At 65.8% G+C, this 12,776-nt stretch carries 11 protein-coding genes; 9 read left to right on the top strand and 2 right to left on the bottom strand.

What is annotated here, in order from left to right; translation table 11 throughout:
* Entirely contained in the window at positions 1-1,371 is a 1,371-nt protein-coding gene (locus RHCRD62_RS21055) for a glycosyltransferase 87 family protein (protein ID WP_050066723.1), read from the bottom strand.
* 171 nt (positions 1,372-1,542) lie between these two features.
* On the opposite strand from RHCRD62_RS21055, the gene rpsF reads away from it, so the two are divergent.
* The 6 genes from rpsF (at position 1,543) to RHCRD62_RS21025 (ending at position 6,937) form a co-directional block, all read left to right on the top strand.
* Positions 1,543-1,830 carry a 30S ribosomal protein S6 gene (rpsF, locus tag RHCRD62_RS21050; RefSeq protein ID WP_050066722.1) on the top strand — a complete coding sequence of 96 codons (288 nt, stop codon included), beginning with the start codon at positions 1,543-1,545 and terminating at the stop codon, positions 1,828-1,830.
* A gap of 83 nt (positions 1,831-1,913) precedes the next feature.
* On the top strand, positions 1,914-2,432 hold the full coding sequence (locus RHCRD62_RS21045) for a single-stranded DNA-binding protein (protein ID WP_050066721.1): 519 nt from the start codon (positions 1,914-1,916) through the stop codon (positions 2,430-2,432).
* Between the two features lie 71 nt (positions 2,433-2,503).
* Positions 2,504-2,746, top strand: coding sequence for a 30S ribosomal protein S18 (gene rpsR / locus RHCRD62_RS21040; RefSeq protein ID WP_050066720.1), 243 nt, complete (start codon positions 2,504-2,506; stop codon positions 2,744-2,746).
* A 17-nt stretch (positions 2,747-2,763) separates the two neighbouring features.
* Positions 2,764-3,219, top strand: coding sequence for a 50S ribosomal protein L9 (gene rplI / locus RHCRD62_RS21035; protein ID WP_050066719.1), 456 nt, complete (start codon positions 2,764-2,766; stop codon positions 3,217-3,219).
* 544 nt (positions 3,220-3,763) lie between these two features.
* Complete coding sequence (gene dnaB, locus RHCRD62_RS21030) at positions 3,764-6,010, top strand: replicative DNA helicase (RefSeq protein ID WP_050066718.1); 2,247 nt, start codon at positions 3,764-3,766, stop codon at positions 6,008-6,010.
* A 486-nt stretch (positions 6,011-6,496) separates the two neighbouring features.
* Entirely contained in the window at positions 6,497-6,937 is a 441-nt protein-coding gene (locus tag RHCRD62_RS21025) for a DUF7832 domain-containing protein (RefSeq protein ID WP_050066717.1), read from the top strand.
* A 218-nt stretch (positions 6,938-7,155) separates the two neighbouring features.
* On the opposite strand, the gene RHCRD62_RS21020 is transcribed toward RHCRD62_RS21025, so the two are convergent.
* Positions 7,156-8,415, bottom strand: a complete 1,260-nt coding sequence (locus tag RHCRD62_RS21020) for a benzoate/H(+) symporter BenE family transporter (RefSeq protein WP_253277424.1) — start codon at positions 8,413-8,415, stop codon at positions 7,156-7,158.
* Positions 8,416-8,496: 81 nt separating this feature from the next.
* Here RHCRD62_RS21020 and RHCRD62_RS21015 point away from each other — a divergent pair, with 81 nt between their 5' ends.
* The 3 genes from RHCRD62_RS21015 to RHCRD62_RS21005 all read left to right on the top strand — a co-directional run bounded on the left by RHCRD62_RS21015 (position 8,497) and on the right by RHCRD62_RS21005 (position 12,680).
* Complete coding sequence (locus tag RHCRD62_RS21015; protein ID WP_050066716.1) at positions 8,497-9,879, top strand: aminotransferase-like domain-containing protein; 1,383 nt, start codon at positions 8,497-8,499, stop codon at positions 9,877-9,879.
* A gap of 106 nt (positions 9,880-9,985) precedes the next feature.
* Positions 9,986-10,981 (top strand): helix-turn-helix transcriptional regulator, encoded by a 996-nt coding sequence (locus RHCRD62_RS21010; RefSeq protein WP_172671114.1) that lies wholly within the window; start codon positions 9,986-9,988, stop codon positions 10,979-10,981.
* A 220-nt stretch (positions 10,982-11,201) separates the two neighbouring features.
* Positions 11,202-12,680, top strand: a complete 1,479-nt coding sequence (locus RHCRD62_RS21005) for an amidase (RefSeq protein WP_050066714.1) — start codon at positions 11,202-11,204, stop codon at positions 12,678-12,680.
* The last annotated feature ends 96 nt before the right edge of the window (positions 12,681-12,776 follow it).

Below are 12,776 nucleotides of genomic sequence, written 5' to 3'. Positions count from 1 at the left end.
TCAGACGGGGCTCGTCCCCACCGGAACGGCGGGAGTCTCTGGTGCGTCGTCCTCGGTGTCCCGTCGGCGGCGTAGGTCCGCACGGAGGAACAGGACGTAGAACACCACCAGGAGAACCGCGCGTCCCCACACGCCGAACTGGACGGCGAGTTCCTCGGTGGACGCGTCTTCCCCCGCACTGAGGGCGGCGAAGTAACGGAACACGCCGATACCCATCGCCAGGTCCGCCAGCAGGTAGCCGGCGACGAGCGTCCACGGCACGCGCAGCAGGACTAGGAACGGAATGAGCCACAGCGTGTACTGCGGTGAATGCACCTTGTGCAGCAACAGGAATCCGCACAGCATCGCCCCGCTCACCGCGACCCACGCGTACGTGCCGTCACGCCGGTAGCGGCGCCAGCCGAACCACAGTGCCAGCGCGAACGACGCGAGGACGAGGAGCGGTGACGCGAGGGACACGAACCGGGCGTAGTCGCTGTCGGTGCCCTCGACCGAGTCGAACAGAGGCCGAATTCCCCAGAACCACACGGAGTTCGTGGTGACGTCGGCCTGACGGTCGGACTGGAAGGCGAACGACGCCAGCCACCCGTCCCACCCGAGAATCGCGAACGGCAGGTTGATCGCCACCGTCGTCGCGACCGCGGCACCCGCGACCGCGAGCGCACCCTTCACGTCGTACCGGCCAGGCACGGACGCGGGCAGTTCGCGTCCGCCCACTCCTCCGGTGAGCACGAACGCGACCAGGGGCAGGACGAAGATGCCCGGGTAGATCTTGAGACAGAAGCCGACTGCGAGCAGGACCGCGGCGATCACGCCCCGCGTCCGGAGCGGCACGCGGTCGAACGCGACGACGACGAAGATGCCTGCGGTGGCCGCGGCGACGACGGGAAGTTCCCAGTTGTGGAAGGCGTAGAGCACGAGCGGTGGGCCCGCCGACCACAGCAGGGCGGCCCATCCGGACATGCGGCCGAGCATCCACGCCGTCGCCAGCGCGAACGGGGCCAGGATCAGCGCGGACTGGAGCAGGAATTCGGCGTCGGTGTGCGCGCCGATCGCGCCGAGCCACATCAGCAGTCCACTCAGCACCGGGTACTCGACGGTGCCGCCCGTCAGCCCGCCGTCGCCGGTGATCCCGCCGCTCAGGTACGGGAAGACGTGGTCGTTGATGCTGCGTCCGAGCCAGAGGAACTGGATGTCGGAGTAGCAGACGGAGGAGTCCTTGAGACGGTCGAACACGAGGCTGCGGCCCTGCGAGTCGTAGGGGACTCCCGAGCACCGAGCCTTGTTCAGGTAGCCGAGCGCCAGCGTCAGACCGCACACCAGCGTCACCACGAGGGGCGTCCACAGGTTCGCCCGGGTCGGTGTCCGCATGCGAACCACCCTATGGGCACCGACGCCCGAAGTTGGACGCCCGTGGGGTGCGGGGGCGATTTCGCAGGTCAGCGGCGCCTCGTGTACCCTGCAAAGGTTGCTGACGCAACGACCCTCCTGTCACGGAACGTCCGTGACCGTTACACAGTCCATAGGAGGTGATGAGGTCTTATGCGTCATTACGAACTGATGGTCATTCTCGACCCCAGCCTGGACGAGCGCACCGTCGCCCCGTCGCTGGATACGTTCCTCAATGTTGTCCGCCAGGACGGCGGCTCCGTCGACAACGTCGACATCTGGGGCAAGCGTCGTCTCGCCTACGAGATCGCCAAGCACAGCGAAGGCATCTACGCGGTCATCGACCTGAAGGCGACCCCGGACACGGTCAACGAGCTGGATCGCCAGCTCGGCCTGAACGAATCGGTGCTCCGCACCAAGGTTCTGCGCCACAACAAGTGACCTGTCTGCGTCGAGCCGCGAGTGTCCGAGTGACGCCCTAGGCTCGGGGCAATCTGGATTCCACACACTGCAGGAGGAACCGCATGGCAGGCGACACCGTGATCACCGTCGTAGGAAACCTGACGGCCGATCCCGAACTCCGCTTCACCCCCGCGGGTGCCGCGGTCGCGAACTTCACGGTCGCGTCCACGCCCCGCACGTTCGACCGCCAGAGCAACGAGTGGAAGGACGGCGAAGCGCTGTTCCTCCGCTGCAACATCTGGCGTGAGGCAGCGGAGAACGTCGCCGAGTCGCTGACTCGTGGCTCGCGGGTGATCGTGCAGGGCCGGCTCAAGCAGCGGTCCTACGAAACCCGTGAGGGCGAGAAGCGCACCGTTGTGGAGCTCGAGGTCGACGAGATCGGCCCCTCGCTCCGTTACGCCACGGCCAAGGTCAACAAGGCCAACCGTGGTGGCGGCGGTGGCGGCGGCGGGTTCGGTTCCTCGGGTGGCTCGGGCGGTGGACGCCCGGCGTCTTCCGGTCCGGCCGACGATCCGTGGGGCAATGCCCCGCAGGCGTCCGGATCCTTCGGTGGCGGTGGAAACGACGAACCGCCGTTCTGATCCCGGCCGGGGACTGAAGGTCCCTGTCGCGGATCGAACGCGAGAAACATTGAGAAGTACGGAGAAGGACAATGCCGAAGCCGCCGTTGCGCGACAAGGTGATGAAGAAGAAGGTCTGCACCTTCTGCAAGGAAAAGAACGTGCAGATCAACTACAAGGACACGACGCTGCTGCGTAAGTACGTCAGCGACCGCGGCAAGATCCGCGCGCGCCGTGTCACCGGCAACTGCGTCCAGCACCAGCGGGACGTTGCGGTTGCCGTGAAGAACTCGCGTGAGGTCGCCCTGCTTCCTTACGTCTCTACGGCTCGCTAAGGAAAGGGAGGGAAGACATGAAGCTGATCCTCACTGCTGACGTGGACAACCTCGGTGCGCCCGGCGACACCGTGGAGGTCAAGGACGGCTACGGCCGCAACTACCTGCTGCCCCGCGGTCTGGCCATCGTTGCCACCCGTGGCGCACAGAAGCAGGTCGACGGCATCCGTCGTGCCCAGGAAGCGCGCGCTGTGCGCGGCCTGGACCACGCCAAGGAGCTCAAGGCCGCTATCGAGGGCGTCGAGGGCATCTCGCTGTCGGTGAAGACCGCGGGCGACTCGGGCAAGCTGTTCGGTTCGGTCACGGCCGCCGACGTTGCCGGTGCCATCAAGGCTGCGGGTGGCCCCGTGGTCGACAAGCGCTCGATCGAGCTGCCGAAGGCTCACATCAAGGCTGTCGGCAAGCACCTGGTGCTGGTCAACCTGCACCCGGATGTGACCGCCAAGTTCCACCTGAACGTGGTTGCCGGCTAGTCCGACGCCCGTTCACCGACGGGGCCCCGCAGACCTGGTCTGCGGGGCCCCGTTTTTTGTGTTTCACGCGAAACGGTGCACGTCAGAACGTTGTGACGGATACCTAAGCAGCCCAAAGGATCCTGGGATCTGTCACTGTGTGCCACATCACCTTGTGAAATCGAGTGGTATGCGCAACACGCCCGGCTTGTCAAGAGATGTGACACGCCGAACGACTTTCAATCCACATGTGTGTGAACGGATAAACAGGTCCTCACCTGGATGTTTGGGATGTGTGATGTTCGTTGTCCCCAGGTTGTCCACAACTGGTGAACAGTGTCGTTCAGGCAATTCCACAATTCATCCACAGGTGTGTGCACAACCCGATGTTGATCCGAACCGCGACGGTGCATAACGTCGTCGCGGGCGTGTTCACGAAGCGCCCCGCGAGCCGGCCGATCGGGGCAGCCGCGGGATCGTGTCGGTGGGCAGGCGTATCAATCTTGTACGGTGTCCGGTCGCGTTCTGCGCGGCGGGCACGTACTCCGGAAGGGACGGTTATCGCGTGGCGGTTGTTGACGATCGCGGACACTCGGACTACCCGGAGCCGGACGAGCCGCCCCGTGAGGACTTCGGACGTCAGCCCCCACAGGACATGACCGCGGAGCAGTCCGTGCTCGGCGGCATGCTGCTGAGCAAGGACGCCATCGCGGACGTGCTCGAGAAGCTGCGTCCCGGCGACTTTTACCGTCCCGCCCATCAGAGCGTCTACGACGCGATCCTCGACCTGTACTCGCGCGGTGAGCCCGCCGACCCGGTCACCGTCGCCGCCGAACTGGACCGCAAGGGCGAACTGCGACGCATCGGTGGTGCCCCCTACCTGGTGACGCTGACCCAGACGGTCCCCACCGCAGCCAACGCCGGCTACTACGCCGAGATCGTCGCGGAGAAGTCGATCCTGCGCCGCCTCGTCGAGGCGGGCACCCGCATCGTCCAGTTCGGCTACGCAGGCGCCGACGGCCAGGACGTCGCCGAGGTCGTGGACCGCGCGCAGGCCGAGGTGTACGAGGTCACCGAGAAGCGTCGCGCCGTCGAGGACTTCGTCATTCTCGAGGAACTGCTGCAGCCCACGATGGACGAGATCGACTCCATCGCCAGCCGCGGTGGCATCTCCCTGGGTGTTCCCACCGGCTTCAGTGAGCTCGACGAGGTCACCAACGGCCTGCACCCGGGTCAGATGATCATCGTCGCGGCCCGCCCCGGTGTCGGCAAGGCGCTCGCGCTGGACACTCCCCTGCCCACCCCGACCGGCTGGACCACGATGGGCGAGGTCGCCGTCGGTGACCTTCTCGTCGACGCGCACGGCAGGCCCACCACCGTCGTCGCGGCGACCGAGGTGATGACCGACCGGCCCTGCTACGAGGTCGAGTTCTCGGACGGCACCGTCCTCGTCGCCGACGAGCAGCACCAGTGGGAGACGGAGGTCGACGGCGCCACCGCAGTCCGGATCACCGGCGACATCGCTGCCACCCTCGACGCCGGACACGTCGTCGTCAACGCCCGGCCGCTCGATCTGCCCGCGGAGTCGCTGCCCGTCCCGCCGTACACGCTCGGGGCGTGGCTCGGCGACGGCACCGTCGCCGCCTCGGCGGCCGACCCCGAAGTGGTCATGCGGATCGAAGCCGAAGGTGACGCCGACCTCGCCGCCGTGTGTGACGCCGGTACGCGGCGGATCCCCGCCCGCTACCTGCGCGCGTCGCAGTCGCAGCGCCGCATGCTGCTCGCCGGTGTCCTCGACACCGTCGCGACCGTCGCGGAGGACGGCTCGATCGGGATCAACGCTCCGGGAGCGGAATTCGTGCCCGGTCTCGCCGACCTGCTCGCCGGGCTCGGCTACGAGTTCCGGGTCGACGGAACCGCGGTCACGTTCGCGACCGAGGACGACGTTTTCGGTGGACATCGGAAGGCAATGCTGCACAAGGAATTTCGCGGCAACCATCCCGGCCGAGTCGGTGTGCGGCGCATCGTTGCGGTGCGCCGCATCGACAGTGTCCCCGTGCGGTGCGTCGAGGTCGACAACGCCGACCACCTGTACCTCGCGGGCCGCACGATGGTCCCGACGCACAACTCGACGATCGGCATGGACTTCATGCGGTCGTGCTCCATCAAGCACGGCATGGCCAGCGTCCTGTTCTCCCTGGAGATGAGCAAGACGGAAATCGTCATGCGACTCCTGTCCGCCGAGGCGAAGATCAAACTGTCGGACATGCGGTCCGGCAAGATGACCGACGACGACTGGACCCGCCTGGCGCGGCGCATGAGCGAGATCAGCGAGGCGCCGCTGTACATCGACGACTCGCCCAACCTCACGATGATGGAGATCCGTGCAAAAGCGCGGCGGCTCAAGCAGAAACACGACATCAAACTCGTCGTCCTCGACTACCTGCAGCTGATGACGTCCGGCAAGAAGGTCGAATCCCGTCAGCAGGAAGTCTCCGAATTCTCGCGTAGCCTCAAGCTTCTTGCGAAGGAACTCGAAGTCCCCGTCGTCGCCATCTGTCAGCTGAACCGTGGCCCGGAGCAGCGAACCGACAAGCGCCCCCAGGTCTCCGACCTCCGTGAGTCCGGCTCACTCGAGCAGGACGCCGACATGGTCATGCTGCTGCACCGCCCCGACGCATTCGAGCGCGACGACCCGCGAGGTGGCGAGGCCGACATCATCCTCGGCAAGCACCGAGGGGGTCCCACGGCCACGATTACCGTTGCGCACCAGCTGCATTACTCACGATTTGTGGACATGGCGCGGGGGTAGTCGCCGCCGGTGTCGACTTGCAGCGAAGATTAGCGAAACGCGACGCTAGTTTGACCAGCGCGGTTCGACGCGATCCTGGGCTCTACCTGTGATGTCGACGGTCGACTGGCGTCCGATGCCGGGCAAGGAGTACTGCCGGATCCCTGCAGTGTCCAGACACGAACGCGTAGAAAGCGTAAGTCAACTGAGCACGCCGACGCGCCCCTGTCGGTCGAAGGTCTTTATCCGATCGATGGAGCGATGTCGAACCAGGCCATCGCGTATGTTGCCTCCTGGGCATCTCCCGCGCGAGCACCCATTTGAGCGCGGGTTGGATCCCGGAGAGCAATACGGTTGCTGACCCGGCCGTAGTCGACGTGCCCCCTGGAACGGTCCCCGCTCCAGGGGGCACGGATGGTCTCCGCAACACCCCCCCCGAGAAGTTGCGGAGACCATGTGGTTCGTGGGGCACAGCAAAACGCGGGCCGAACCGAAAGAAGCGAATCCATGACGAAATACGACGACGCCGACTGGCATTACGGCGGCAACTTTCCCGACGATCTGCCGAACGCTGCCGGTGGCACTCACATCGGCATGTTCGTAGCGTGGTGCCTGCTGAGCGGCTTCGCCGGGGAGGACGTCGAGGATGAACTCGAACCGCTCAAGTCACACGAGGCGACGCCCGGCGCCTTTCTGATGAAGGTGCTCGACGAGAAGTTCGTCAGCGACGATCTCACCGCCGACGGCAACGCCTTCGCCGTCGCGTACTACGCCGGCGAGAACGACGACTCTCGATACATCGACGACTACCTCGATGCGTTCGACACCACCGCGTCGGACATTTACCGGGTCGAGGACAGCTGGGAGACATACGCCGTGATCGCGGAGCGGATCGACGCCCGCTTCCAGGCTTGGGCGGACGCCGGGCGGCCCCGCTACATCGCCTAGCAGGTCAAGCAGCATCGGGACCGGATACAGCTCGCGCTCCGGCGCGACCGCCGGTCGCGTGTCCGACCGCGATCCGGCGGTTCACCGATATTGACGGGCTTCGCCGACTCTCCTGAGATCCGTCAAAGTAGCGGGGCGTGTCCTGCAGCGCTTTGTGTCAATGCATGAGGAATACGAGGCCGATGAGGGCGGCCTCGACCGAGTGATCCGTCACGATCTCAGCGGACCGTCTCCTCGGCAAGCGCGTCCGAGTCTGGAGAGGGGCTCTCGACGCTCGTCGCGCGAGTGGGGCGACGCTTCACCGCGGGCAGGCCCAAGATCGCGTACACGGCACCACCCGCGAGCAGCCCCCAGAATGCGCTCCCCACGCTGACGAGGACGATGCCTGACATCGTGATCGCGAGCGTGGTGAGCGCCGAGACCCCGGTTCGGGCGTCGCCGCCCGTCGCTCCCTTCAACGCGGTGAGCGTCGAGGCGAGCAGTGCCACCGCAGCGAGCGTCGTGATGGTCTCGGACGGGATGGACTGGAAACCCGCGACGAGGAAGCCGCCGAAGACGCCAACGAGCAGGTACGCGACCCCCGCGGAAAGCCCTGCGACATAACGACGATTCCGGTCGTGATGCGACTCCGGGCCGACGGCGATAGCCGCGGTGATGGCCGCGATGTTGATGCCGTGGTTGCCGGCCGGGGCCAGCAGCGCGGAGACCGTGGAGATGGACCCGACAAGGAGTCGATCGTTGGGTGCGTAGCCCTCGGAGCGCAGCAACGCGAGCCCGGGTGCATTCTGTGAGGCCATTGTCACGATGAACAGAGGAAGCCCAATGCTGACGAGCGCGGTGACATTGAAGGTCGGCGTCGTGAGGACTGGGCCGGTGATCGTCAGCCCGACGCTCATCGTCTTGAAGGAACCGGTGAAGGCTGCGGTCGTCACCCCGACGATAAGGGCCGCCAGTACGGCGTACCGGTCGAAGTACCGCTTGCCGATGAAGTAGGTGACGATCACGCTCCCGGCCAGCAGCGGAGCCGCTTCGAATGCGGCACCGGCCGAGATGACAAAGGGGAGCAGGATGCCGGCCAGTAGCGCCTGCAACACCGGCGCGGGCACGCGATCGAGCAGCCATCCGAACCAACCTGTGTATCCGACCACGGCGGCAGCGATCGACGCGATCAGGAAGGCGCCGACCGCGTCGGAGAACCTGAACCCGCCCAACGATGCGATCAGGAGCGCGGCGCCCGGCGTCGACCAAGCCACGATGATCGGCATTCGCGTGAAAAGGCTCAGCGCGATGCTGCACACGCCGTTGCCGATGGACACGGCCCACACCCATGAGGCGGTCTGCGCTTCGTTCAATCCGGCTGCGCGAGTTGCCTCGAGCACGATGAGGAAGGGGCCCGAATAGTTCACCAGTGCCGAGATCACTCCGGCGACGAGAGCCGTCGCGGAAACGTCCTTGAGCACCGAGCGCAGCACACTCATGCGGCGAGCTCCCGTGGAGTGTCGACCGCAGTCCGCGGTAACGCGATTGACAGTGGATGAGTAACGTTATCCAATACATTCATGAATAACGATAACAGAGCTGCGGAGGTGGCCGCGATCCTGCGCGATCGGGCGGCCTCGATGCGTGTCGGTGAGAAACTGCCCCCGGTTCGCCGGCTCTCGAGTGAGTTCCAGGCCAGTGCTGCGACGGTTTCCCACGCGATCGCGCAGCTGCAAGCGCTCGGGGTGGTCAAGGCGGAGCCGGGCCGAGGGACGTTCATCGTCGGGCGAGACCGGCTTCCGGAACCCGACTACTCGTGGCAGTCGCAATCGCTCGGCCGCGCACGGGTCGATGCGCGCCGAACATCCCGTCTGGGAGCCTATGGAACTGCCGACGACATCCAGCTGTCGTGGGGCTATCTGGCCCCTGAGTTGCAGCCTCTCGAAGATCTCAGGTCCCTGGGTGCTCGCGCCGCGCGAAGCCCGCGGGCGTGGACGATGGCGCCCCCGTTCGGCTTGCCGGACCTGCGCCGTGTCTTCTCCGAGGAGTTCCACGCCGACCCGAGCGACGTGCTGATCGTGCCCGGGGGACAGCAGGCGCTCGTCTATGCGTTGCGCACCCTTGCCGACCCCGGGGCGACCGTGATTGCCGAGAGTCCCACCTATCCGGGTGCGATGATCGCCGCACAGGCAGCCGGTCTCGAGCTCGTCGTCGTCCCCGCGGACGCCGACGGCATCCGGCCCGACAAGCTCGCCGACGCTCTGGAACGCACCCGCGCGAGAGTGATCTATCTCCAACCCTGCTACGCGAATCCGACCGGTGCCGTGTTGAGCGCTTCTCGTCGCGAAGAGGTGCTCAAGCTCGCCGCCCGCCACGGTGCATTCATCGTCGAAGACGACTGGGCTCGGCATCTGAGTATCGACGGTCGCGCGCCCTTGCCGCTGTTCACCCAGGATCCGGACGGCTATGTGGTCTCGATCGCCACCCTGAGCAAGTCGGCTGCGCCGGGGCTGCGTGTAGCTGCGATCGCGGCGCGAGGACCCGCAGGCGAACGACTCCGGACGGCGCGCATCGCGGACGACATGTGTGTGCCTCCGTTGGTGCAGGAGGTCGCGCTGAGTCTGCTCACCTCGAATGCATGGCCGCGGCATCTCAAGAGGCTCCGGTCGCACCTGGCGGAACGGCGAGATGTGATGCTGGGTGAGATCGCCGCCACGCTTCCCGGAGTGCGAGTGCCGTATGTCCCGCAGGGCAGCATCCATCTGTGGGCCAAGCTGCCGGAGGGCACCGATACAGCGGCACTGACTGCTGCAGCGCAGGACGCCGGCGTGTTGATCGGAGACGGCGGCCATTTCTACTTCGACGAGCCGCCGGCGGCCTACGTACGCCTTTCGTATGCCGCCGCCTCGGTCCCCCAGATCACCGAAGGTATCCGCCGGGTCGCGCGGCTCGTGGAAGGGTAACGAACCCTACTCGTCGCAAACCGAACAGTCGCGTCAATTACCCTCGGCGAGAGCACCTCCCGCCTGCTCGACAACTCCCTATGATGGAGCAATGTCCAGGTTGTCGATGGTGGGCTCGGCGCGACGGATCTCGGCGATCGTCGCCGACACGTCGCCGATCGATGAGCGTGCCGATGCAGTGCTCGGTGAGTTGGCAGAGATTGTCGCCTACGATGCCGCGCAGATCGCTGTCTGGAACCCGAAGACGTCGGCGCATCGCACCGTCGCCAGCCGGGGGTACACGGCGGAGATGCGCGCTGCACTGAACGGGCCGCACTATCAGACCGATCGTGTCTGGAGTGTGCTGGAACAGCGCGAGGAACCGGTCTTCTGGAAGGACTGCCCGTTCGACCGGCGCGAATCGGCGTTCTACGTCGAAACCGTCGAGGCACACGGGTTCCGAGAAGGCGCCACGATGCTGTTGCGTGCAATCGACGGTGCGTACTTGGGGATGCTGCTGCTCAACCTGGAAGTGGCTACGCCGCCCGCAGACGACGTGCGCGACATTCTGGGAATCGTCGGGGCCGGGATGGCTCCGCTCGTGGATCGCCTCGCGCCGGCACGGCAGTTCGTCTCGTTGCACTCGCCGCAGCTACCGGCCGCGGCACTCGACCGGGACCACGGGTGGGTGCCGCTGACCCCCGAGGGTTTGCCCGCTCCGGCTTTGCTGGACTCGATAACCGAGGCTCTGTCGAGGGCGGACCGCCCGGCGCGTTTTCGCTGGTGCGATCCTGACGGCGATCGTCGTGGTCGACGATCGCGGCCGCACCCACTGACGGTCGAGTTGTTTCCCTTCAGCGGTTCGACATGTCGGGCAGTGGTGACTTGGCGGCGGGAACCACTTCCATACGGTCTGACCCGACGCGAGCTGGATGTTCTCGCCGCGTTGGCTACCGGCGCATCGAACGCCGTTATCGCACAGGCACTGTCGACGAGCGTGCGAACGGTCACCACGCACGTCGAACACATCCTTGCCAAGCTCGCCGTCCCGACCAGGACGGCTGCCGCACTCCTCGCTGATCGTGAAGGGCTGCTCGGCGTTGACGAAAGATACGTAATTTGACCGAAGCGTCGCCTACGTGACGCAGATTACATTTTCCGCATCGGGCCACTCGAGGCCGTCGGCGGAGCCGTTCGCACACCCCTCGACGTGGTCCGAGGCGGAGGAAAAACGTGGAACGCCGGCATGAATCGGCGACTCGCCTCCGCCCGCCTCGTCGTGGCTTCCGCTGCGCGAGTCAGCCCTACGCGAACCGTCGCGTTCGCGGCGTGAGGAGACACCGATGACGACATCTTCCGAACTCGACACCCTTTCCGCGGCGGAGACCGCTCGAGCAGTGCGGGCCAGAGACCTCTCACCAGTGGAGACCACCGAGGCGGCGATCGAACGGATCGAACGACGCAACCCGAGTCTGAATGCCGTGACGTACAAGGGATATGACGATGCCCGTGCCTGTGCTCGGCAGTTGGAAGGGCGGATCGCCCGGGGTGAAGACGTCGGGGTGCTGGCGGGTGTGCCCAGCCTCATGAAGGATCTGTTCGGATTCAAGCCGGGCTGGCCCGCGACACTCGGGGGCCTGTCGGCCTTGCATCGCAACATCTCCGACACCTGGAGCATGTTCCCTGCACGTGTCGAGGCCGCCGGCAGCATCGTTGTCGGGCAGACCAACAGTCCCGCCTTCGGATTTCGCGGCACCACGGACAACGCAACCGTGGGGCCCACCCGGAACCCGTTCGATCCGACCCGGAATCCCGGCGGCTCGTCCGGCGGAAGTTCGGCAGCGGTAGCGGACGGAATGGTCGCGCTCGCAGGCGCAACCGACGGTGGTGGATCGATCCGCATCCCCTCCGCGTGGAGCGGTGTGGTCGGATTTCAGCCGTCGGCTGGCCGCCTGCCTTTCGTCGCCCGGCCGAACGCCTTCGGAACCTCTTGCTTCCTCTACGAAGGGCCGATCACCCGCACCGTCGAAGACTCCGCGCTCGCCATGACTGCACTGCATGGCTTCGATCCACGAGACCCGATCGCCCTCGACGAAACCGTCGACTTCATGGGTGCGCTCACGCGAGGAGTGAAGGGCAAGCGCATAGGATACACCGCGGACTACGGGATCTTCCCGGTGGAGAAACAGGTTCGGGACGTCGTCGACGACGCGGTGCGGGTGTTCGAGGATCTCGGTGCAGTTGTCGAACCCGTCGACTTCGGCTTCACCGTCTCGCAGCGCGAACTGAGCGACATGTGGTCGCGGGTAACCGCGTTCGGAGTTCACGAGACGTTGGTATCTCTCGCCGAGGACGGCGTCGATCTGCGATCGGAAACTCCGCACGAGCTGCCGGAGGCGATGATGCACTGGGTCGATCTGGTTCCCACTCTCGGCGCGGACGATCTCATCCGGGATCAGCGCATGAGGACCGGCGTCTACGACCGATTCGTTGAGGTCTTCACGGAATACGACTACATCGTTGCTCCGACGCTGGCGTGCATGCCCGTCCTGAACAGCGACGACGGAGAAACTCAGGGCCCCAGAGAGATCAACGGCGAGGCAGTGGATCCGCTGATCGGTTGGTGCATGACCTATTTCACCAACTTCACGGGAAACCCCAGTGCATCCGTACCAGCCGGCCTCTCGAACGGGCTACCGGTGGGCATGCTCGTCATGGGGCGCAGGCACGACGATGCAGGTGTCATGGCTGCGATCGCCGCGTTCGAGCGTGCACGTCCCTGGAGCGACCACTACCGCATTCCTGCCGCACGGCCGATCTGACCGGGCCGGAGGGGGAGGGATTCCTGCTTCCTTCCCCTCCGTGTAGGTCAGTTCACCGACGCGACCCTTCGGTCGCGATTCTGTGCTCCATCGGCC

It is taken from the genome of Rhodococcus sp. RD6.2, from assembly GCF_001040705.1.
Taxonomy (GTDB): domain Bacteria; phylum Actinomycetota; class Actinomycetes; order Mycobacteriales; family Mycobacteriaceae; genus Rhodococcus_G.
The sequence above is the reverse complement of the archived record's forward strand: the minus strand, read 5'-3'. Positions and strand labels throughout refer to the sequence as shown.